Source organism: Aporhodopirellula aestuarii, assembly GCF_023701485.1.
GTDB classification, from domain to species: domain Bacteria; phylum Planctomycetota; class Planctomycetia; order Pirellulales; family Pirellulaceae; genus Rhodopirellula; species Rhodopirellula aestuarii.
The window spans coordinates 34,204-56,806 of the sequence record NZ_JAMQBK010000038.1 but is presented as its reverse complement, the minus strand read 5'-3'; the positions used below and the strand labels follow the sequence as shown (position 1 = coordinate 56,806).

Annotated in this window: 19 protein-coding genes and 2 tRNA genes; 14 read left to right on the top strand and 7 right to left on the bottom strand. The window is 57.2% G+C overall.

The window, feature by feature from the left end:
• Window positions 1-718: 718 nt before the first annotated feature.
• Window positions 719-792 (bottom strand) — tRNA-Arg (locus NB063_RS14420).
• Between the two features lie 191 nt (window positions 793-983).
• Here NB063_RS14420 and NB063_RS14415 point away from each other — a divergent pair.
• The 6 genes from NB063_RS14415 (at window position 984) to NB063_RS14390 (ending at window position 5,994) form a co-directional block, all read left to right on the top strand.
• Window positions 984-1,057, top strand: a tRNA-Thr gene (locus NB063_RS14415).
• A 175-nt stretch (window positions 1,058-1,232) separates the two neighbouring features.
• A complete protein-coding gene (locus NB063_RS14410; RefSeq protein WP_322975217.1) occupies window positions 1,233-2,564 on the top strand; it encodes a tetratricopeptide repeat protein in 1,332 nt (443 codons plus the stop codon).
• Between the two features lie 5 nt (window positions 2,565-2,569).
• Window positions 2,570-3,685, top strand: coding sequence for a tRNA guanosine(34) transglycosylase Tgt (gene tgt / locus NB063_RS14405; protein ID WP_250929437.1), 1,116 nt, complete (start codon window positions 2,570-2,572; stop codon window positions 3,683-3,685).
• 171 nt (window positions 3,686-3,856) lie between these two features.
• On the top strand, window positions 3,857-4,120 hold the full coding sequence (locus NB063_RS32745) for a DUF1328 domain-containing protein (protein ID WP_456061995.1): 264 nt from the start codon (window positions 3,857-3,859) through the stop codon (window positions 4,118-4,120).
• Window positions 4,121-4,200: 80 nt separating this feature from the next.
• Window positions 4,201-4,971, top strand: a complete 771-nt coding sequence (locus NB063_RS14395) for an SDR family NAD(P)-dependent oxidoreductase (RefSeq protein ID WP_250929435.1) — start codon at window positions 4,201-4,203, stop codon at window positions 4,969-4,971.
• A 471-nt stretch (window positions 4,972-5,442) separates the two neighbouring features.
• Window positions 5,443-5,994 carry a rhomboid family intramembrane serine protease gene (locus tag NB063_RS14390; protein WP_250929434.1) on the top strand — a complete coding sequence of 184 codons (552 nt, stop codon included), beginning with the start codon at window positions 5,443-5,445 and terminating at the stop codon, window positions 5,992-5,994.
• On the opposite strand, the gene NB063_RS14385 is transcribed toward NB063_RS14390, so the two are convergent.
• From NB063_RS14385 to NB063_RS14375, 3 genes are all read right to left on the bottom strand, one after another.
• The gene (locus NB063_RS14385) at window positions 5,991-7,256 is read right to left on the bottom strand and encodes a cation:proton antiporter (protein ID WP_250929433.1); all 1,266 of its coding nucleotides are present in this window, start codon (window positions 7,254-7,256) and stop codon (window positions 5,991-5,993) included. The two genes, NB063_RS14390 and NB063_RS14385, sit on opposite strands and share 4 nt — an antisense overlap.
• Window positions 7,257-7,399: 143 nt before the next feature.
• Window positions 7,400-7,879, bottom strand: coding sequence for a YaiI/YqxD family protein (locus tag NB063_RS14380; RefSeq protein ID WP_250929432.1), 480 nt, complete (start codon window positions 7,877-7,879; stop codon window positions 7,400-7,402).
• A complete protein-coding gene (locus NB063_RS14375; protein ID WP_250929431.1) occupies window positions 7,876-10,023 on the bottom strand; it encodes an NAD(+) synthase in 2,148 nt (715 codons plus the stop codon). The genes NB063_RS14380 and NB063_RS14375 overlap by 4 nt, the downstream gene beginning before the upstream one ends.
• Before the next feature lie 517 nt (window positions 10,024-10,540).
• Here NB063_RS14375 and csrA point away from each other — a divergent pair.
• The 4 genes from csrA to NB063_RS14355 all read left to right on the top strand — a co-directional run bounded on the left by csrA (window position 10,541) and on the right by NB063_RS14355 (window position 12,949).
• Entirely contained in the window at window positions 10,541-11,077 is a 537-nt protein-coding gene (gene csrA / locus NB063_RS32620) for a carbon storage regulator CsrA (protein ID WP_250929430.1), read from the top strand.
• Window positions 11,078-11,363: 286 nt separating this feature from the next.
• A complete protein-coding gene (locus NB063_RS14365) occupies window positions 11,364-11,810 on the top strand; it encodes a YkgJ family cysteine cluster protein (protein ID WP_250929429.1) in 447 nt (148 codons plus the stop codon).
• A gap of 340 nt (window positions 11,811-12,150) precedes the next feature.
• Window positions 12,151-12,597 carry an HU family DNA-binding protein gene (locus NB063_RS14360; protein ID WP_250929428.1) on the top strand — a complete coding sequence of 149 codons (447 nt, stop codon included), beginning with the start codon at window positions 12,151-12,153 and terminating at the stop codon, window positions 12,595-12,597.
• A gap of 40 nt (window positions 12,598-12,637) precedes the next feature.
• On the top strand, window positions 12,638-12,949 hold the full coding sequence (locus NB063_RS14355) for a hypothetical protein (RefSeq protein WP_250929427.1): 312 nt from the start codon (window positions 12,638-12,640) through the stop codon (window positions 12,947-12,949).
• Between the two features lie 362 nt (window positions 12,950-13,311).
• Here the strand turns inward: NB063_RS14355 and NB063_RS14350 are convergent, their stop codons facing one another.
• Window positions 13,312-14,007 carry a hypothetical protein gene (locus NB063_RS14350; RefSeq protein ID WP_250929426.1) on the bottom strand — a complete coding sequence of 232 codons (696 nt, stop codon included), beginning with the start codon at window positions 14,005-14,007 and terminating at the stop codon, window positions 13,312-13,314.
• A gap of 319 nt (window positions 14,008-14,326) precedes the next feature.
• Here NB063_RS14350 and NB063_RS14345 point away from each other — a divergent pair, with 319 nt between their 5' ends.
• Window positions 14,327-15,604: a hypothetical protein gene (locus tag NB063_RS14345; RefSeq protein WP_250929425.1), complete on the top strand. Its 1,278-nt coding sequence runs from the start codon at window positions 14,327-14,329 to the stop codon at window positions 15,602-15,604.
• Window positions 15,601-16,404, top strand: a complete 804-nt coding sequence (locus tag NB063_RS14340) for a hypothetical protein (RefSeq protein WP_250929424.1) — start codon at window positions 15,601-15,603, stop codon at window positions 16,402-16,404. Before NB063_RS14345 ends, NB063_RS14340 begins: the two co-directional genes overlap by 4 nt.
• Window positions 16,405-16,479: 75 nt before the next feature.
• Here the strand turns inward: NB063_RS14340 and NB063_RS14335 are convergent, their stop codons facing one another.
• Window positions 16,480-18,606: a preprotein translocase subunit SecA gene (locus NB063_RS14335; protein ID WP_250929423.1), complete on the bottom strand. Its 2,127-nt coding sequence runs from the start codon at window positions 18,604-18,606 to the stop codon at window positions 16,480-16,482.
• 354 nt (window positions 18,607-18,960) lie between these two features.
• Between NB063_RS14335 and NB063_RS14330 the strand changes: the two genes are divergently transcribed.
• Together NB063_RS14330 and NB063_RS14325 are read left to right on the top strand one after the other, a co-directional pair.
• The gene (locus NB063_RS14330; RefSeq protein WP_250929422.1) at window positions 18,961-20,439 is read left to right on the top strand and encodes a BBP7 family outer membrane beta-barrel protein; all 1,479 of its coding nucleotides are present in this window, start codon (window positions 18,961-18,963) and stop codon (window positions 20,437-20,439) included.
• Between the two features lie 295 nt (window positions 20,440-20,734).
• Window positions 20,735-21,151, top strand: a complete 417-nt coding sequence (locus NB063_RS14325) for a hypothetical protein (protein WP_250929421.1) — start codon at window positions 20,735-20,737, stop codon at window positions 21,149-21,151.
• 228 nt (window positions 21,152-21,379) lie between these two features.
• Here the strand turns inward: NB063_RS14325 and NB063_RS14320 are convergent, their stop codons facing one another.
• Window positions 21,380-22,591 (bottom strand): DUF1559 domain-containing protein, encoded by a 1,212-nt coding sequence (locus tag NB063_RS14320; protein ID WP_250929420.1) that lies wholly within the window; start codon window positions 22,589-22,591, stop codon window positions 21,380-21,382.
• Window positions 22,592-22,603: the final 12 nt, after the last annotated feature.

Here is a 22,603-nt window from a genome sequence, read left to right as displayed (position 1 = left end):
CTGGCGCTGAAGCTGGAAAAGTTCCCTTCTCGAGTAGTGGAATTGCTCTGATCCTGATCGCAGCGTACCGGGATGCCGCGGTGAGTGCGGGCCGTTTGACCGGTTCCCATGATCCAATGCACGCATGAAGTTTGGCATCGACCCACCCGTCGATGTCTGCCATCGTTTTTCCCTCGCTATTATCGTTTCGTTTGGCGGGCCATTTCGCATGCAGTTGGACGAAAGATTATCGCGAGCATTCTCGATCGAGGCTTGCGACAGCATCCTCCGTCCGCGACGCGATCAGTGAAGTGAGGACGGCTGAAGTAACCTGCTCTGCGGTTCTCGTCACGCACCGCGTGAGGGCGATCACGTTTGAGCTCAAGGCCAATCCCGCGCCTTCTTTAAGGGTGAGCGGGAGACGCGGTTGTTCGGCCTCGTGTAGATCGCAAGGACGACGCTGGGCCAGCCGATGCACCGAGCAGGAGCGTACGGGGCAGTTTGCAGGCCATGTGCTCACCGAGTGGTTCGGCCCCAGTGGAGAGATAGCCGAGCCTCACCGCCTGCAAGCGACCGGGAGCGATTACGCTCGCACGGTTAGCCGTCCAATTTTCCATCGACCAAGTTAGCGGGCACATCAGGAGCAGCGTCTGAATCAGCAAGATACCCTCAGCGCACAAAAAAGCCCGGCAAAACCGGGCTCGCGATGGCTGCTGAGTTTTCAAGATCAGCACGAAAATACACCCCAGAGGATTCGAACCTCTAACCTTCGGTTCCGTAGACCGATGCTCTATCCAATTGAGCTAGGGGTGCTGGTGCGGGGGGAAGAGTAAAGATTTGGCAAAGGCTTGGCAAGGGGGATGGGCTCGTTTGCGTGAATTTTTTGGCGAGCCTGGGGGTTGGTTCCGCTGTGGGGGTAGCTGGTGGCTTTGAGGACGGATTTTCCGAATACAGGGACCGCTTGACGTGTTCGCCGCGATGTCGATAATCTGTCCGAAACAGTCGCCAGCGTAGCTTCAATTGGCAGAGCATCGCATTCGTAATGCGAGGGTTGCCGGTTCAAATCCGGCCGCTGGCTTGAAACTGTCGCACTATTGTGCCCCAGGATCCGTATTCGGGGGTAGTTTGCGGGCGACAGTGTCTTTCTCGAGGCGATTGTTGCCTCCTGAACCAAATCCTGTTCGTCGATTGATTGGCTGACATCTCACGTCGCCGTTTTTTCACGAAGTCTCCTCCATATGAAAATGTCACCTATGAGCGAAGTCGATCTCGAAGTGCTCGACTTGAAGCAGATGGTCTTGGCTAGCAACGCGTTCGGCCCGAACGACGTCGCTGAGATCCGCAAAGCCATCACTGAAAACTATGGCCATTTTAGTGAGCTGCGAGACGCGACACAGGAAATGGAGCAGGACACGGCGCTGACTCCTGCCAACCGCACCAAGATGGGCGTTTGCCAATTCTTGCTGGGGCGGTTCCGCGATTCGCTCGAAACCCTGACGTCGGCGGACGGCAGTGCCATGGCATTGTTCTATGCCGCCCGTTGCCGGTTCGAATTGGGACAATATGCGGAGTCGGTCGAGGCTTACGAAAAAGCCAAAATGTCGGGCTACAACCAAGACCAGTGCAAGATCGGGATCGCCGAAGCCAAACGCTACGCCGGCGAAATCGAAGAAGCGATGGCGATCCTCGACGATATCTTCGGACCTGCTGAGCAAACCGCGGATTACATGTACCAGCGTGCCGCGACCGCTGCCCTGATCGGCGGACGGATGGAAGAGGCGATCAACCTCTACCAGCGTGCCGTCGCAACGGACGAAAACCACGCCGGTGCCCTCTTCGGGCTGGCCCTCGAAAACGACCGTTTGGGTAACGACGAAGAAGCCCTGCAGCTATACGAGCGTGCGGCCAAGGCGTTCCCGACCGGACTCGGTGCGTTGACCAACCTCGGCGTGATGTACGAAGACCGCAACGAGTACGACAAAGCCCAGCTTTGCTACAAGCGGATCTTGGATTGCTTCCCCGGCCACCCGCGTACCCAGTTGTACATGAAGGATGCGTCGGCAACGGGCAACATGCTCTACGACGAAGAAGCACAACGTCGCAACGACCGTTTGGCTCAGATCCTGAACATGCCGGTCACGAACTTCGAGCTCAGCGTTCGCAGTCGTAACTGTTTGCAGAAGATGGGCATCGAGACGATCGGCGAGTTGACCCGTCACACCGAACAAGAGTTGCTCGGCAGTAAGAACTTTGGCGAAACCAGCCTCGTGGAAATCCGCGAAATGCTGAGCCAGAAGGGATTGTCGCTCGGCCAGTTCGCTGGCGAAAAGAAGAGCAACGATCCGCCGATCGACACGTCGCACATGTCGCCAGACGAGCAAGCGTTGCTCGAACGTCCGATCGCCGACTTGAATTTGTCGGTCCGTGCCCGTAAGTGCATGACTCGTTTGCAGATCAACACGATCGGCGAGCTGATCCGCAAGACCGGTGACGACATGCTCGAGTGCAAGAACTTCGGCGTGACGAGTTTGAACGAAGTCCGTGAGAAGCTCGGTGATCTCGGCTTGAAAATGCGTGGCGATTGATCGGAGTGTTTCGCTTCGATCTGCAGCATGAATGCGACGGTGCCCGCCGGGGTGTTTTTCATACGCCCCGTGGCGATGTCCAAACACCCGGGTTCATGCCTGTAGGTACCGTCGGCACGGTCAAAGGCCTGACGATTGATCAGGTCGCGGCTACCGGCGCTGATATGATCTTGGGGAACACGTATCACTTGCGTTTGCGCCCCGGCCATGAAACTGTTGCTCGGCTAGGCGGTCTGCACAAAATGTGCGGGTGGGACGGCCCAATGTTAACCGACTCGGGTGGCTTCCAAGTTTTCTCTCTCGGTGCACTCAATCGGGTGACCGAACATGCGGCCACGTTTCGCTCGCATCTCGATGGTGCGGTGATCGAGTTAACGCCGGAGCATTCGATTGAGATCCAGCAGGCCCTCGGTAGCGACGTCGCCATGGTGCTCGATCACGTGATCGCGCTGCCGGCACCGGCGGCGGAAGTGGAAGACGCGTTGGCAAGATCGATCCGTTGGGCGAAGCGGTGCCGCGATGCAGCGGACCGTCCCGAACAGGCGTTGTTTGCAATCGTGCAAGGTGGACTCGATCCGGTGTTGCGTCGGCAATGCGCCGGAGAATTGGCATCGATGCCTTTTGAAGGTTATGCCGTCGGTGGCTTGAGTGTTGGTGAAACGCCTGAGGAGATGTACGCGACCGCGGCGGTGACCACGGAGGTTTTGCCGGCGGATAAGCCGCGATATCTGATGGGGGTGGGAACGCCTCGCGATTTGATCGAAAACATCTCGCGCGGGATCGACCTGTTTGATTGCGTGATGCCAACCCGCAACGGCCGCAACGCGTTGGCGTTCACCGATGAAGGCCCCTTGAAGCTGCGTAACGCGGTGCATCGCGAGGACCTGCGTCCGGTGATGGAAGATTGCCCATGCCTGGCGTGTCGTCATAGTCGTGGCTACTTGCGGCATCTCTTTAACGCCAATGAGATGTTGGGGCCGATTTTGTTATCGCATCACAACCTGATGTACTACGGGCGATTGATGCGAGAAACCCGCGCGGCGATTGAAGCGGGGCAGTTTGCCGAGTTTGCGGCTCGGAAACTTCGCGGCTGGGGTTATGAGCCGATGGTTAGCTGTTAGCTTCTAGCTTCTAGCTTGGCTGGTCTGGTATCGGTCTGGATGAGCGGTTGGCGGTCAGGGGTGGCTTTTTGAGGCTATTGGAAGTTGATTGCTAAGTGGTTTGGTGTTGATTTTTTGAGGTATTTCGTTGATTTGGCGGATTGCCGGCGCGGTGCTTTTTCTGCGATTCAGATGTCTTGGCACAGCAATCGCATTGTTAGAGATTTACCGCGTGAGAAGTGGCGTTCACGACTACGCGAAACCCCCTTTTCAACTTTGGAGATAGCCATGTTAGGCTGGGCTTTAACTTTTCTGATTATCGCGTTGATCGCTGGCGTCCTTGGTTTCGGCGTAGTTGCTGGTACCGCTGCAACGATCGCGAAAGTCTTGTTCGTCGTGTTCCTCGTCTTGTTCGTCATCGGTCTCTTGATGGGCCGACGCGGACCGGTCGCTTGATCGCAGCAAGCAGACTTTACCTCCTTTCCGAAACACCATGGCGGCATGGGGACGATTGCCGCCAACGGAGAACCTAGTTCATGCCCGCAACGTTAGTAACAGGTGCCTCCTCGGGAATCGGATGGGAGCTTGCCAAAGAGTTCGCTCAAGGTGGTGATGACGTCGTTGTTGTCGCCAGAAGCGAAGACAAGCTTGAAGACCTCGCGAGTCAGATTGAACGCGAGCATCGAGTGAAAGCGACGGTGATCACGAGCGACCTTGCCAAGCCAGACGCTGTTGATCATCTGTGTCGGCAACTGCAAGAACGTGGGCTGCACATTGATAACCTCGTCAACAACGCCGGTTTCGGCGCACTGGGCAGGTTCGCTGAATTATCAGCTGATCGACAGACAGAGATGTTGATGGTGAATGTGGTGGCACTGACCCGTCTGACTCGGCAGCTTTTGCCGGCGATGATCGAGCGGCGTCGTGGCGGCGTGTTGAATGTCGGATCGATCGCGGCGTATCAAGCGGGACCGAACATGTCGGTCTACTACGCGAGCAAAGCGTACGTGCTTTCCTTCACTGAAGGCTTGCGTGAAGAGTTGCAATCCTCGGGGCTGCACGTTACTTGTTTGGAACCCGGGCCGACCGAAACCGGTTTTGGTGATGATTCTGGAATGGGGCGATTGAAGTCCTTTTCTTCGCAAGCGATGACGGCTGCCGTTGTTGCCAAAGCGGGATATGATGGATATCGCAATAACGAAGACGTGGTGATCCCCGGTTGGAAAAACCGGTTGATCGTCACTTCGACTGCGTTTGTCCCACGGGTGGTGACGCGGAAATTGGTAGCGAAGTTGCAGGGCGCGTAAGCGTGGGGCTGAGCAGAGACTCCCAGCCACTTGCGGCCCACGGCTGCCCGTAGAGCATTCTCGAACAGGATAGGTGTGCGAACCAGTAGTGGTGGCTTCCAGCCGCCATCGGTCGAGCGGTTCAATAAAACGATCGACGTCCACCACGGTTTATGAATCGCGTGGGACATAGATTGTTTCGATGACGTTTTTAGCCGAACGGCGCGGGCCGTCCGGTAACGCGGGACCGGACGGCTCGCGCCGTTCCGCTACTTTTGAAATCCTTCCGTGATACGATCGACGTCCCCAACGCCCACGACTCTCGATTTCCCAGAGGACGGGCTGCGTGAAGAGGGACGCTGTTGAGCTGGGAGCTTCGTTTCCCCTGGAACGTTACGTTGTGCCGCGATGTTAAGCGTGTGGCTGGGAGTTTGAGCGAATTGCTTTACATTACTGGAAAGCCTCGCACTCATTTCTTGAAAGTCATCTCCTATGCCGAATTCGCTGTACCCGGTTGCCGGTTTTGTCGGAGTGATGTGGGCGGTGTATCTGATCGATATCGTGGTGCCGGGGGCGTTTATCGAGTACGGGCTGGTACCTCGCACTTTGCGGCGGCTGCCGGGGATCGTGACGATGCCGTTTCTGCACGGGGGGATCGGTCATTTGATTAGTAACACCATCCCGATCGCGATCTTGCTGTCATTGACGGTGTTGACGAGGCAGCGTCCGTGGGAGTCTGTGATCGCGATCGGCGTCTGCGGCGGTGTGCTGCTGTGGGTTTTTGGTCGGTCCGCCAATCACATTGGTGCGAGCGGTTTAGTGTTTGGATTGATCACGTTTTTGATCATTGTCGGATTCCGCGAAAAGCAGCTCGTTTCGCTGATGGTTGCGATCGCTGTGGGACTGTTCTTCGGCGGAAGCCTGCTCAGCGGGGTGATCCCGTCGTTTGGGTCGTCCGTTTCCTGGGACGGTCATCTTTTTGGGGCGATCGCGGGCGTGATCGTGGGAATCGCGACGACAGAGAAGGTCACCGGATTCGTTTAAAGCGATTCGCATTGCAGTTCTGTCTCGTTCGTTGAACGCTTGACGCCGACGAGTTTGAGCAATGGCACGGTCATGATCGTCGTGCCGATGGCCATCACGACCAGCATGCTAAAGACGGAATCGGGAATCGCGCCGAGGTCACGACCGACATTGATCGCCACGAGGCCCATCAGGGCCCGCGTGTTCATCATGAGGGCGACAACAGTGGAGTCTTGCCACGAGTACCCGGCAAGCTTCGTTGCCAAACCGCAGCCAACCAACTTGCCCGCGCAAGCAACGAGGAAGATAGCTAGGCACCATAGCCAACCGCTTAGGTCGAGTGATCCGATGTCGGTTCTTAGTCCGGTGAAGGTGAAGAAGACTGGCAGCAAGAAGGCGGTCACAAGAGGTGACGCCGCTCGTCGGTAAAAGGATGCGATTTCGGTACGATGGGACAGGCATGCTCCCAAGACGAACGGGCCGAAGACGGAGAACACGCCGATCATGTTGGTGATGATCGCGAAGCCGAACACGCCGGTGATCAGGACGGCCATCATCGTTGGGGCTCGATCGGGATCCGACCAGGGCATCCGAGACGCGAAACGATCTGCAAGCGGACGGATGATCAGGAACGAAGCGGTGATGAAAATTGTGAGGTAGCCGAGTTGCCACAACGTTGAGGAAACCACAAAGCCGCCGGTCACGATGCCACTGATCACCGCCAGCACGATCCATCCGATGGCATCGTCGATGGCGGCAGCCGAAATCGTTAGGACACCGATTGGGGTCGTTTCCATTTGCAAATCGATCATGATGCGACCGAGGATGGGAATGGCGGTGATGGACATCGCGGTTGCAACAAAAAGTGCGAACGGCAGCGTGTCGACGTCGGAAGCGACCGCGGGCGCCATCAGATACGCGAGCAACATCCCCAGCGAAAACGGCAATAAGATGCCTGCCGATGCCACGGCGATCGAAGTCCCACGCACGGACGTGAGGTGTGAGAAATCAAACGCCAGGCCGACTTCGAACATCAACAAAACCAAGCCGATCTGGCCAAGGACACGGAGTTGAAGGTCCCCGGAAGCGGGAAAGATGTTGTCGAGCAGATCGGGGAAGAACATGCCCAGGCAGGACGGGCCCAGAATGAGTCCGGCCAAGATCTCACCGACAACTTTGGGCTGGCCCCAGAAACGAAATAGCCATCCGCCGACTTGAGCGGCAACAATGATGATGACGAGCTGGGTCAAAAGGGTGAGGACGAAGCCTTCGAGTGATTCCATTCCAGAAATGTAATCACGCGGCGCCGAGAACGCCAATCGGCTCAGCAGGCTGTTGTGCAGAATCGTTTGCTACGCGATTCATCGCCGCCGTGCGCGCGAGTTTTGGGGTAAGAAAACGCCGCGACACATTCGATCGCGATGGTTCAATCCGCCCGGTCCTGTTTTTCGAAATGACGGATCGACTTTTGAAGGAGCCGATCAAAGGTGGCTGCAAACGCTTTTTTGTCCTTGTCGCCGTAAGGGGCGCTGCCGCCGGTAACCATTCCGGTTCCTCGTAGGCTGTCCATGAAGTTCCGCATCGACAGACGGCTGGCGATGTTCGCGACCGAGTATTCGTCGCCGCGAGGATCGATGACGAGCAGGCCTTTTTCGACCAAGTCGCCGGCTAAAGGCAAATCGGCCGTGATCGCGAGTTCCATCGGTTCGCCATTTTTGACGATGTACCGGTCGGCTTGATCGGCGCCTTCTCGCACGACCACCGAGCGTACCGTCGGGGCACCGGGAGGCGTTGCGATTTTTTGGTTGGCGACCAGGATCGTTTCGATATTCAAACGCTTGGCGGCGCGGAACACGATCGTCTTGACGTCGGTGGGGGCGGCGTCGGCGTCTACCCAAATCTTCATGAGCCGTGCTCCGCGTCGGTGGGCATGAAAGCGGCCGCGGATGCGTCGGCGGGCATCCGCCAATCGCCCCGCGGAGACAGCGACACCGAACCGACCTTTGGCCCGTCGGGGACACAGTTGCGTTTGTATTGGCTGGCGAAAAACCGACTGATGAACGTCCGCAGTGTTTTCGCGATCACTGCCTTGGAGTGTGGCTCGGTGAATTCCGTTTGCGATGCCAGAAACTGCAGTTTCGATGCGTCGCAGCCGCTGCGGACGAAGTGATACAAGAAGAAATCGTGTAGCTCGTACGGGCCGAGCGATGCTTCTGTACTTTGACGAATCTTGCCGTCGCTCGTCGGCGGCAAGAGCTCAGGCGAGATCGGTGTGTCGGCGATCTCGTGGAGCAGGGTTCGCATTTCGCCATCGTAGCGATGATCGGCAAAGTAGCGGACAAGGTAGCGGACGAGTGTTTTAGGGATCGAGCAGTTGACGTTGTACATCGACATGTGATCGCCGTTGTAAGTGCTCCATCCGAGCGCCTCTTCGCTCAGGTCACCGGTGCCGAGAACAAACCCGCGGTTCATCAACAGCAGCGTTCTCATTCGCGCCTGCACGTTTTCAAACACGAGATCGTAGGCATGATCTTCGGTCGCTTGCAGTTCCTTCTGTAACGTCTCGATCTCGGTGTTTTCATCGACCTCGATTCCCATCGGTGAATGACCGAGCCCGACGAATGTGTCGAGTGAGAGTTTACGAATGTCGATCGTTTGGGGAGTGACACCGAGGCGATTGACCAGATCGATCGCGTTCGTGCGTGTGTGATCCGTTGTTCCAAAGCCGGGCATGATGAGCGCGTTGATCACTGATCGATCGCGACCGAGATGGTCCAACGCACCGACGGCAACGAGTAACGCGAGGGTGCTGTCGAGGCCACCGGAGACGCCGATTGAAAGCGTCAAGTTTGCGGGCAAACCGCTGAGTCGTTTCACCAAACCGCCGGTTTGAATCGCGAGAATCTCGGCGCAACGTGCTTCACGTTCGTCCGCGTTGTCGGGGACAAACGGATGAGGGTCGATACGCCGCTGGAGCGTCATGCGGCTCCGGGGCGGTTTCGACTTCACCGGCGGACCTTCGACATCGATCGTGCGATACGGACGCGGGAGCGAATCGCGGAAGTCATCGAACGAGCCGATCACTCGACGATCGTTCGCAAGTTTTTGCAAATCGATGTCTCGGGTCAGCGACGTGGTATCGGGAAGGACCGGGATGTCACCATCGCCGATGCGGCGGGATTGACCGAGCAGCCCCCCGTTTTCGGCGATCAGGCAGTGCCCGCCGAACACGAGGTCGCTGGTCGATTCGCCTCCGCCCGCCGACGCGTAAACGTATCCACAGATCAGCCGTCCCGATTGGCTGACGACGAGATCGCGTCGCCACTGGGCTTTGCCGACCGTCTCGTTGCTGGCCGACAAGTTTACGATAACATTGGCACCGGCGATGACGGCGTGACTGCTCGGCGGGACGGGCACCCAAAGGTCTTCGCAAATTTCAACGCCGATGACCGCGTCACCGTCGCGGAACAGTAGATCGGTGCCGAAGGGAATGGATTCACCGGCGATCTCGACCGAGGCGGGATCAGTGTGGCTGGCGGCGCGAAAGTGGCGTCCTTCGTAGAACTCGCGATACGTCGGCAGGAATGTCTTGGGGACAATCCCGTGAATACGACCATGTCCCAGTACAGCTGCCACGTTCATCACGCTGGTTCCGACCACCATCGGCAGTCCGGCGATGACGAGACCGCGGAGGTCGCTAGTTGCCTCGGTGAGCGATCTCAAACCGTCCAGTGCCGACTGGAGCAGGTTGGAGATCGCGAACAGATCGCCGCACGTGTAGCCCGTCATCCCGAGTTCGGGCAGTACGATCAGGTCCGAGTCTGGAAACCGGTGGATCATCTCGATCGAGGCTTCGGCATTGAACTGCGGCTCGGCGACGCGAAGTTCAGGGGCCGCCGCGGTTGCTCGGTAATAGCCGTGGCGTCGCAGATGATCTTCGTTTGCGGAGGTGGCGTTCAAGGCGACTGCGTCTGTGGGGGCGGTGGTTTGGGTGGTGTCGGGGGCGGGGGCATCGTCGCGGGGTATCTTCGTCTCGCTCTGATTGTTCATAGGGCGTTGTCGATCTGCGCGGTGATGGGAGGCGTGGGTGAGGGAGCTGGGAGCTGGGAGCTGGGAGCGCCTTGATGCGGGTGTGTGTTGGTGGTCGTGCGGTATTGCGATGGATGGGTGAACCTTTCGCTCGCCGACTCGCTCATCAGGGGAGCTGGGCGAATGTCAAAGTATAACGGCTGTGCGATTTTCTTTGGAGTTGAGTCGGTTCGAGGGTACCAAGCGTTGTAATCGAGGGAGTGTATTTTGTAATTCCTTCCACTTTCCCGTCGGTCACCCTGGTCACTGTAATTCCCGAATTAATCTTAAGTGCAACGTCTGCAGTAACTTAGGTGCAAATTGCGATTTGTTTTTCGAGGTTTGGCATCACGGTTGCATTAACCCACTTCCGTTACCGAGTGAAGGATGGACTTCTCACGGTGGCCCCCGCCTTTTCACATCTTTTCGAGTTTCAATCCTGGTTCCCGTTTGTGCCCTTTTGGGCGGTATGCGAGGCCTGGGCAATAAGGAGAATGCCATGTTGGTTCTGACACGAAAACTCAACGAACAAATCAAAATCGGCAACGACATCACGATCACCGTTATCAAGTTGCGTAACAATCAAATTCGCCTCGGCATCGAAGCCCCCCGGGATGTCCGAGTTTTGCGAGCTGAGTTGGGCGACGCCGTTGCGGATGCTGTCGAAGCGGAAGCCAAGTCGAGCGACTCGACAAAAACCGCGTCTCCTTCCTCCAACCGCGTTCGGACTTACCTGAACGTGAGCGAAGTTGCCGAAGTTGCCGACGAGCCCACCAATGCCGTCGTGGATCAACCGATTCGCAACGAAGTCGTTGATGGTCTGATGTCGGCTGACGAAATGATTGCGGCGGGAAAGGACAGCGACGACGAAAAATTTGACGACGGCACGACCGCCGGAAATGATTCTCCCCAAGCATCGATTCAGTTGTTCTCGGGACGGATTGACTGCAACGGAACGGTTCGTGAAAACGTTGCTCGTGAATTGAGTGCGACCCGCAACCGCGCACCTTTGTCCGCCTTCTTCACCGCTCCGTAGGCTTTCCTGCGAGGTGGGGCGACAACCCCAATGGGCCACTAAACTCCCTGTTTTAGGAGAGGCCGATTGATGCACGGGCGTTATGCCCGTCATTTGAATCCCGGCGGTGATCATTCTTGCGAAAGCGATCGCCAGCGAGGGGTGAAAGAGAGACTTGGTTTGGAAGCTAAGGCAGGTGCGTCAGTTTGCGTGACACTTCTTGCCCGAACGTGCAGGTTTGCTAGCCTGTCGACACGTTCGTCTTGATCAGCTTCCCGCCGCCCCGTGCCTCACTCTCTATTTCGCCGTGCCCCGTTCCAAACTGAAACCGCAAAAATCCGACGAAGCTCCCTGGTATGCGGACGGGTTGCGATTTGAATGCACCCAGTGTGGAAAATGCTGCAGCGGGGAGCCTGGATATGTCTTCATCGACGATGCCGAAACGGCCGCCATGGCGAGGGAATTGCAAATGACGGTGGACGAGTTCGAGCAAAAGTTCACTCGTCGAGTTGGTCGCCAATCGAGCCTGGTCGAGTACCCCGACGGCGACTGCATCTTCCTCGAGCCCAAAACACGCCACTGCATGGTGTACAAGTCGCGACCGATCCAGTGCCGGACGTGGCCGTTCTGGGACAGCACGCTGGAGACGGCCGCGGATTGGAAGGAGACGTGCGAGGTTTGCCCGGGGGCGGGTACGGGGCGGTTGTATTCGTTTGATGAGATTGAGGTGCGACGGAAGGAGAAGTCCGTTTGAGTTTGGGAGTCTGGGGAAAGCGGCGGCTTGAGGGGGATTTCGAATTCGAAATGCGATTGTCTTGATGGTGGGTTGGATTCTCAGATTTCTTCAGATTGACTGGACTCTGCCGATTGTACCGGTCGATACCAAATGTGCGGGTTACTCGGCTTCGGGTGCGGTATTCAGGAGAGATTCAAATTTCGTCCTGTTTTCCGTCAACACGTCGCCTTGACACTCGCCCGTCTGCGTCAATACAGTGAAGGCTCCTAAGTCGTGCAGCATAAAAGGTTTGCGTCCGTTGGGCGCGAGGCCCGGCTGTGCAGCATCGCGAGTCAACTGGGTTGGGAGTGCTGACGGAGTGACCAAAAAAGAGATCGTGCGAGTCATTTCCGAAGAACTCGGATTGACGCAGCAGCAGACCAAAGAGGTGGTCCAACGGACTTTCGATTCCATCGTTGAGACGTTGGTTCGCGAAGGCAGAATCGAGTTGCGGAATTTCGGCGTTTTCGAAGTCAAGCTTCGGGCGGCCCGCAGTGCGAGGAACCCTAAAACGAGCCAACAGGTTCACGTTCCTGAGAAATTTGTCGTCAGTTTCAAACCTGGAAAGGTGATGGAACAGCGGGTTCAGGAGCTGAGTGAGCAGCCGGCACGTCCGGCATGGCTCGACTTGACGGAAGAAGCGAACGTCCCGCGACCGGGTACTCCAGCCGCCTCGGAAACCAAACCTACTGCCCATTCCAGTCAAAATTCAAAATCACCACGTGATTCAGAAGGCCCGATTAGCCCCAGTGGAAATTGGGGTTAAGGCGAATCGCGAACGTTTGTTGTTCATGGAGGAACCCCAGATGACACTTTCGACCGAGGCGATCGACGCCACCGAAGCCAAAAATTCGGCTGGCACTGCGAAACGGACTCGCTCCAGTTCGCTACGTTCGGCTGCCACTCGAATGATCCTCGGGTTGACCCTCATGATCGCGGTCACCACCAGCGTGGGTTGCTTCGTCCCGATCTATTCGGCACGGCCTGAACGCCGCGTGCAGCAGTTGCTCTACACGTCGGAGAACTTGCGAGCCATCGTCGACGAATGGGAGCGATTCTGGCAACTCGATGCGCCAAGTCACTTGACGCCAATCCGTACGCACGGCGGCGTGCTTTAAAGCACTACTGTTGTTGTAGCCATCGTCGCTAGACGGTGGCCCACGTTCTGGCGAACGCAGCTACCTATTTAGAGCCTGCATTTAGAATAAGGGCTCTCAGATCGGCGAACCGTTAACCGCTTTTTGTTCGTCGAGCTTATCTACGGTAGTGGTTGGCTGCTCAGGACCAATCTGTGGGTGATGCAGGCAAACGTTACCAGGCATGCTGTGCTCAGTCAGAAGCTGCGCTACTTGCGACGATGGTTATTCACCAAAGGCCGTTCTAATCTTAGTCAACGGCGACGCCCCTGGAGCACTGACGTGTTGGGCAGTGGTATCGACGGGCCCGATTGCTAACAGTAGGGATGGGGATGCCAATTCGGCTACCAGCCCCGCGCTTGCATTCGCATCTGGATAGCCACGCGAAGTTGGCCTTGGGCGGTCCGTAACGCGTTCTGGTAGTTGGCTCGCGCCATTCGAAGGTTGCCCGATTCTTCGGCCCGCTGGCCGCGTTCGAAAGCCGTTTGTGCTTTCTTTTGCACAGACTCGTGATGGGCGATGTTTCGGCGTTGCAAATCCGCCATTTGCGATTGCTGGTATTCTCGAAATGCTTCGGTGGGCGATGGCGGAAGCGGTGGCATGCTCGACGCGAATGCTTGACCTCCCACAACCGGGGTCACGCCGGTCACAAACGGGCGAACGGTTTGGCTGCTGATATAGCCGGGCATCCCGTCCATCGTCGTTAATGATGCCGACGTCGAGACGTTGCTGCGGCTGCTGCCTTGCGAAAGGTTCAGTCCGATGCCGCCAGAGAAGCCGCCACCACTGATGCCGACACCGGTTTGCAGTCCGGAATTTGGTGTGAAGTTTCCAAATGGCGGCGTGACTGCGCCGCCACCGAAGTTCGCGAAGAAGCCCGGTCCGTTGACGTTCCACTGGACGCCGTTGTTTTCAAAGAAAGAGGAGCCGATGTTTTGGTTGGGTACGGTCTGTTGGATCAGTTGGCCCGACGCAATATTGGCAGAAGTAAGACTGACCAAGGTGGCGAAAAGCAATGTCGTCGTCAGAAAAGATCGCATCGGTTTGTCTCCCGGGATAGACCCGCACGTCAACGTCGAGGCAGTGTTTGGCTCCGCGTCAATCATGCTCGTTTTTTGCAAGTGCACTCGACGGACCACTCCTTCATCCTTGCAGACAAGTGGGCGCGGGGCAAGCGTTATGTTAGAGCCGGTGTCATATTCGCCCCGGGCGAATGATTGCGTGTGGTTCTGCCACCCGTTAGGCTTCGGATGTTGTCGGCGGCCACGATTTGGGGGCATCGCATCCGGGTGCGCGATTGGTGTGGTGGCGTCAACGTACTGGGGCTGAATCGGTATCCGCTGATGTAGGAATGATGCGTTGAGTGAACCCGCCGTTTTCGTCGTGATCCGTGACCAGCAAAGACGATACTTCTACGATCGTTGGGCCAATGTCTTCCTTTATCGCAACCTGATCTGGGGGCCGGACGATCTCGACGAATGGTTGGAGACGGAAGAGGCGTATGACGAATGGGACGGCGAGGTTTGCGGCGTCGCCGTGATCGATCACGACCGCCGCCAGCTCGTTTGGGATGGTGACCCCGATGAATTGAACGTGCCTCGAGTTGTGAACGTGCTGCATGAATTGATGCAGACGTCGTGGCGAGGGTATGAGGTTCAGATCGCTGCACGCGGAGCGACGGACGTCGCGATCGTCGCAGGTGTGCATGGCGGCGACGTCGGTTTGATTGAAGAGGCGGATCCTATTGCCGATCGGGCGGAGACAGTACGCGAGGCGGCTGGCATCTACGATCACGATGGGGACGACGACCTCGACGATGTCGAAGGAGACGAGTTCGATGAGGACACGCCCCGAGCATGGGTGACGTTAATCAATGAGGAGGGCGTTGTCAGGCATCGTCATCTCAACGAGATCTCGCAAGATTTGTTGAAGGGAAAGAAGGACGCGTTTCATCAATTGATCGCATTGAACTCCGGTGACGTGCCCGCGGAGGCGGTCGTAACCGAAGGGATCTGGTTCGATTTCGGACGCAAGGAAATCGGCTATTGGGGATGCCTGTCGGGACGCAGTGCGTATGCCCAATTGCGACGTGGGTGGTCGGGGTGGAAGGTCGATTGGGCTGACGGTGGGTACTCGGATCAATGTCAGGTCAGTGGCCCGTCTGGCATCCCGATGAGCGATGCCGAGGCGCTCGCGTCGTTAACCCCCCAAATCCTATCGACCAAACGCATCGACCTCGAAAGTGTCATGGGGATGCTTGGCGGGCAAGTCAAGAAGGTTGCAGTGAGGGCGACGGGGTGCGTGACGGTGGTTTTGTGCATCCCGGTTTTGTTGTTTGGTTTGATCGCCGGAAAAATGCAAGCGGCGCTGATCACGATTCTGATCGTTGTTGTCGCTGTGGCGCTGGTGTTCAAGCTGATCGAGCGCAAGTTCAAACGGAAGTTCAATGAGAGTCCGATCGGTCTGCATGCCAAGGGTAAAGATGATGAAGGATTGCGTGCTCCCGTTGCTGGTCCGCTTGATCCTGCCGAACGTCGCGATCGATTGGAGCGACTCCTCGCCGCAGCGGGGATGCCGGCGCTGTCGGAGATCGAGAAACATATTGATTCCGATGATGCGATGAAAGAATTGTTGTGACCGAATCACCAAAACAAACGGTTGCGCCGGAGGTGGCGGTCGGTAGGCGGTATTACGCCGAAGTGCTCGACGGCCTCCCGTTTGGGATGATGGTGGGTTTATTGCGACGTACCATCCCGCTGCCATTTGCGTTTGGTATCACGCTGTCTTTTCGAATTCGGAAATGGCTGGGATTGTCTCCCTTACCCGCTTATGGTTTCGGTGGCGTGGGCTGCGGAACGGATTTGAGTCGCGAGAAAATGCCGTCACGGCCGATGTCGCGATGGGCGGGGTGGTTCGAGGATCTGGGCGATCTCGGCTTCACACCGTTGCGCTTTTGTGTCGGGGATTACATCGGCGCGAAGGAGTCCGCCTCGACGGTTTGGATCGATTCTTCCCGAAACACCTTTGCCTGTTTGGAATGGTTTCGGATGCCGGGGGCGAGCGGCATCGAAGAACGCAGCAGCCTGGAATTCAATTCGATTGTTCGGAAAAAGAGCCGCGCCGAGACGTCTCCCGTTCCGGTCACCGAAGTCATGACGGCTATGATCCGAGAGTCTGACATGGCGCTGCAGGACGCGTTCAAGCTGAACTATATCGACACGGTGTTTTTTCCAGATTCCGAAAAACTGAAAAGCGTGTACCTTCAACATCATTCGCGATTGGCGAATTACTCGGCGCTCGTTCAGCCGGACGAGGTGGCGCTTCAGACATACGATCGACTCAGCCAAGGGAGGCTCGACTGCATCATCGAGCTGGGGTTGGTACGCGAATTGACGCCCGCCGAGATTCGGGAGATCAGCAAGAATCGGTTGGAATAACGACGCGAGAGTGTCTCCCTCGGTCGCAATGCAATCCGCTTCTGCGCGTCGTCCATCACGGCCCTCGGCGACGGATCAATCGGGCGTGTCGAGATACGGATCTTGTCCGATCTCACGTTGCATTTTCTTGCGTTCTTTCTCGTGATGCATCAGCACCATGCGGTCACGAAAGTGTTTGCGTTCGACTTTGCGTTGTGCCCGTGTGAACATTGTGGCCAAGCGGTCGGCGCTGCCGGTGTTGGCGGCACCGCGAGCTTTCATCTTGTCTGATTTGCCTACGCCAAAGCCGCCTTTGAGGATGTCGTCATCGAGGGAGAGGTATTGGCGATACGAGCCGCGGTCGCCTTGCCGTCCGCACCGTCCGATCAACTGGCGGTCGATCCGAGCGGCGTCGTGCAGTTCGGTGCAGATCACGTGCATGCCGCCGAGTCGTTCGACATCGTCGGCGAGTTTAATGTCGGTACCGCGACCGGCCATGTTCGTTGCCACGGTGACCCGTCCGGCTCCACCCGCTGCGGCGACAATTTCTGCTTCGCGTTCGACGTTATTGGCGTTGAGGACTTCGTGCTCGATGCCCATCCCGGAGAGCAGCTTTGAGAGCAACACGCTTTTGTCGATCGAGCGTGTCCCGATCAATACAGGACGACCGCTTTCGTGGACCTCTTTGACCTCGTCGGCAATCGCTTGGAATTTGGATTCGAGCGTTCCGAAAACTCTTGGTGGGAGTTGTTTCCGTTGCGGCGGGCGGTTGGTGGGCACGCGGACGACGGGCGTGCGATAGATGCGTCGCAATTCGCTCGCACTGGTCGCTGCGGTACCGGTCATTCCGGCGAGGTGAGGGTATCGTAAGAACAGATCCTGGACCGTGATTCGTGCGGCTTGGCCGGTCGGAACGCTGATCTCGATTCCCTCTTTTGACTCGATCGCTTGGTGGATTCCGTCGCGCCATTTCCGCCCCTCGGCGAGACGTCCGGTGAATTCATCGACGATGACGATTTCGTCGACATTCGGATCCTTTTCGCTGGGGCGGATCACGTATTGGCGGTTGAGCAGGAATTCGCGATGCACCTTTACCGCACGCTCGATGTACTCGTACAGGTCGACGAGGCCCATCGTGCGAACGAGATCGCTTTTGGGTAACGCCCGCACCCGACTGCGACCGCGCGCGGTGAGTTCGTATTTCTTGGTATCGTCATCGATCTCAAAGTGTTCGTCGAGTTCGAAACTCGGGGCGTGTTCGGATGCCCATCGGTACGTCTCGACGATTTGATCACGCACCGTGTCTTCGAGGCTGCCGATGATCAGTGGCGTTCGTGCTTCGTCAATCAAGATACTGTCGGCCTCGTCAACGAGGCAGAAATGCATGCCGCGCATGACAACCTGGTCGCCTGAATCGGAGAAGCCGCCGTCGCCACCGCCGAGCATTTCGGTCTGCATTCGGTTTTGCGCCCGCAGCAAGAGTCGGTCACGTAAGAAGTCGAAACCAAATTCCTTGGCCGTTCCGTAGGTAATCGAGCAGCCGTAGCTCTTTCGGCGAGCGCCTTGGTCGTCTTCGGTTTGGATGATCCCGACGCTGACGCCGAGCATGTCGAACAACGGCATCATCCACTCGGCATCCCGTCGTGCGAGATAGTCGTTGACCGTTGCAAGGTGGGCACCTTTACCGACGAGGGAGTGCAGGTACAGCGGTAGCGTCGCGGTCAGCGTTTTACCTTCCCCGGTCTGCATCTCGGCAATGTGACCTTCGAACAGCGCGATGCCACCGACGATTTGAACGTCGTAGTGACGCATCGAGAGCGTCCGCCGGCCGGCTTCGCGGCACAACGCGTACGCTTCCGGTAGCAGACCGCTGAGTTTCTCGCCCGCCATTGCGCGGTATCGTAGCGCAAGGCTGCGTTTGCGAATCGTGAGGTCGTCTTCCTTTTGCAGGATCGGTTCGAGCGCATTGACACGGGCGAGTTGACGTCGCCAACGGATCATCCTCGGACGAAGATTTCGCAGTGAGAGATACGACGTCGCCGAGGCGCTCGGGTCACCCGTGCGGCGTTGGTTGGCAACATCGGGCGCGGTCGGGTCGGGCGTCGACGATTCAGGTGCCGGTGTCAACGCGTTCATTCCGCTGTCGACCACTGCGTCACCGCTGCCCGGTCCGGCTTGGGTTTCTTCAGACGAATCAGATCGGGAAATGGTCGTATCAGACATCGTTTCAACGTGGGCAGGAGATCGGTTTGGTCAGTGGATCTCAGAAAAGGACGATTCGTGGCGGAAAGTGGCGTCAAAATCTTGCGAACTTTGCGTCACCTGACTCCAGGATACCGTGGGTTTTACGTGCAGACACGCTAATTGGGCGAGGTGCAATCGCCGTGAAACATGATTTTAGCCGGAATTGTGGGGGGATAGAGAAGATGTTCCGCCGATCGCATTCAAAACAGGCAATCTGCGTTATTTGTTCCTAGCGATCCGTTCGTCCTGAATACTCCAGATGAAATGGTCGATTTCATTATGCAGATCAATCCCGTGTTCCCGGACTACACGAGAATCCTAATGAAGAACAATATGAAAACTAAATGGAAGATGTTGACGCTGGCAGCGCTGTTGTCGGCGGGTACCACGACCGCGAATGCGGCCGACGACGGCTACGTCGGCGACCTAGGCGAAGATGCCTACTACGCTGACAGCACCGACTACGTCAACGACCTTTACAACGAGGATTCGGCCGCACCTGCTGCCGCCGAATCGGCGATTGAAGAAGTGGTTGAGGAAGTGGTCGAAGAAGCCCAGTACTATCCTTCGGAACTTGAGACGGTTTCGTATGTGGGCGATGGCGGCGAATACGCTCAGCAAAACGTTGGCAGCGGAATCCCCACTTCCTTGGCGTCGTACGGTTGTCAAACCGGCGACTGCAACGGTGGTTGTGGACCTGTCGCTGCTGCTCCTGTCTACATGCCGACCCGACGTGTCGCCAAGCAAACCAGCGCTTGGTTGACGGCGGAAGCTTTGTTGTGGTTCCCACAAGTGCGATCGACCGTGCCGTTGGTCAGTCAAAACACCGCCGGCGCTCTTCCTGAATTGGACCAAGGTGCGACGGTTGCTTTCGGTGGCCAGGACGCCTTCGGTGGTGATTTGCAAGCCGGTTTCCGCCTCGATGGGGGAGTCATGCTCAGCGAAGACTTCGGAATGGGCGGCCGTTTCTGGATGCTTGGCGAAGCAGAAGATACCTACAACGCGAGCGGCGACGGAACGACCGGATCGATCGGCATCCCGTACTTTGACTCCGACCTGATTGCCAACCAGGAGAACGCCCTCATCATCGCGTATTCCGACGGTACGGGAGCTGGCGATGTCGACTTCCAAGGTCAGATTGCGGTTCGCTCGACGTTGGAAATGTATGGTGCCGAAGGCTACGGACGGCTGCGTTTGCTCGGTGGCAAAGGCTACCGCAGCGATTTCATCGGCGGTTTCTCGCACTTCGGAATCGAAGAAGGCCTGACGCTTGCCGCAACGACCACGCAAACCGAAGTCGGTGCTGGGCAAGGCGATGTCTATCGCTTCAACGACGATATCACGGCAGAGAACAAGTTCTATGGCGGGCAAATCGGTTTCTTGACCACTGTCGGTCGCGGTGCGTGGACCTTGTCGGCATTGACCAAGGTGCACTTGGGTAACATGGATCAAACCTGGACCAGCCGTGGCTCACGTGGTCGTGCCGCCTTTGCTGACCAAGCGGGCGGGATCTTTGCCAACAACGCCGAGCAAACGATCGAAGAAAGCAATTTCAGCTTTGCTCCAGAAGCGAACATCAAACTCGCATACAAAATGCGTCCTAACGTTAGTTTCTCGGTCGGCTACTCATTCATCATGTGGGACGATGTCCTGATGATTGGCGACAACCTCAACCGTGACATCAACACGGGCTACCTCGTGCTCGATGGTGCCGGTGCAGTTGATGCAGCTGAACGACCCCAGTTCCTCGGTCTTGAAACGGATTCGTTCTTCGTCCACGGCGTGGACCTAGGCTGCGTCATCCAGTTCTAATCGAGCCGAACCACCCTAGGCGAGATGGTTGTGCCGGGTGAAATCTGGCTCTGATATAGTCCGGATCACCGAGTTGGATTCCCGCTCGGCACTCGACGAACTGAAGAGATGTCACGACAGCGTGGCGGGGAGAAATGCCCCGCCACGCTGTTTTTATTGACGACCGTCGCTTTGCGACCACTTTTTCCTGCTTGCGGCGACGCCGGAAGATTTGCTAAGCACGAGAATGTAGCGGTCTGCCCTCACATCGACGGGGATCGCATCGTTTGAAGTGTGTCTCAGTTGGAGAATGATGATGGGCCGAATTCACTCGCACGGCGAAATCAACGCTCGCAGTCCTATCTCATGCATCCGCTGGGTAGTTTTGGCGGGATGTTTGGTCGTCACCTGTTCGGCGTCCGCTCAGATCACGACACCGAGAATTCTGTCTGCCGACATGGACTCGACCGCTCGTCTCGAGGAGCGCCTGATCAATCGTCTGCACGCGACAACAGACGCCCAAGCCGCGTATCTGCGATACGTCGTTAAACTGGTGGAAGAGGAAAAGCTCGAAACACGGTTGGTGGTCGCGATCGAGCAATACGCGTTGAAGCGAAACTCACGTTACGCGTTCCCCTTCTTCGAACGTGCCCTGCGATACGAGGCGGCAAAACGCGGTATTGCCCTGAAGTCGATCCGCCACTACCAATCCACCGCTCTACCGCTGCGATAGTTAGCACTCGATTGCTGTCGAAATGCGCAGTGTGAAATATCAGGATTTGGCAGGCAAGTTCGAGGTCGAGCTGGATTCGAAGTCAGACTGAATAGCGAGCACCAGCAAAAAAATCGTCGACGCCACCGTGCGGCGACCGCGGTGATCAAGCTCGGTGTGAAATCAAAAAAGCCTCCCCATCGAGAGATGAGAAGGCTTTGTTGCGGATATCAATCGAGACGAGATCGATTAAAAATCTTCGATCTGCTCTTTCATTGCGCGGGTCCCGAGGGCACCCCACAGGCCGAACGGGCTTTCACGGCCGACTTGTGGTCGGACGTTGTAGTCGCCGGCTTCGATCGAGTCGGTGATGAACCGAATGGCTCCGTCTCCCATGCAAACGTGTGCCCCGCCTTGGTGGCGACTGCCGACCGTTGAGAGGCCTTGAGCCTTGTCACGTCCTCGCACGCACGACGGTTTGTTTGGTGGCAAAATGGTTTGGACTGAGGTGTACAGCAAGCGTCCGTCGCCCCACACGTAACCGCGTGCAGACTTACCCGCACTGTTGGAGCACTCGGTACCGGCCTTGAAAAACTTCGGACGTTGCGGATCGACACGATCGAGGCAAATTTGCACGTCCCAGTCTGATGCGCTGATCAGGCCGTCATTAGTGAGGTGAGCGACGTTCGAGTTGACTTCGTTGGCACCCAAGCTGGTCGCGAGTTCGCCTGCCATGATTGTGTTTGACAGTCCGTCGAGCACGTCACGGAAGCGGGTCGAGTGGCGAGTCCAGAACATACCGCGGTTGGTCCCGCGGGCTTCGACGGCTGCGGCCGAATCGTCAGTAAGGTTGGTGCCGCCCATTCCGCAATCGTCGTCATCGGGGCCTTCGTAGAACCCGCGTTCGTTGCGTCCACCATTGTTCGTCAATCGCATGTGGTCGCCGATGCAGGCTCCGTAGTTGCTACGGCCGTTGGCTGGCAATCCGTATCCAGGGTCGCTCGGGCAACGGAACGCGGGGATATCAGTCATCCAGGGCGTGAACGATTGATCCCAAGGCTGCGGCCCCATCGGTTGGAACTGGCTGCCGTCGGCGTCGACGCCGGTCGAGATGTTTTCCCAGATCGCTTGTTGTTCAACAAACGGCGTGATCGCGACGAGCCAGCTCAGGTACAACCGAGCGGTGGAAAGGCTCGCGTTTGGAGGATTGTAAGAGGTTTCCGCTGATCCGCAGCCTTGTTGCGGCAGTTGGTTGAATGCGGCGTGGTAGTTGTGGACGGCCAGTCCGATTTGCTTGAAGTTATTGCTGCAGCTCATGCGACGGGCTGCTTCGCGGGCGGCTTGGACGGCAGGCAGGAGGAGTCCAACGAGGACACCAATAATTGCGATCACGACTAGCAGTTCAACCAGCGTGAAGCCGGATCGTCTTATGGTCTTATCTTCTTGCGACGAGTTCATCATATTTATCTCATA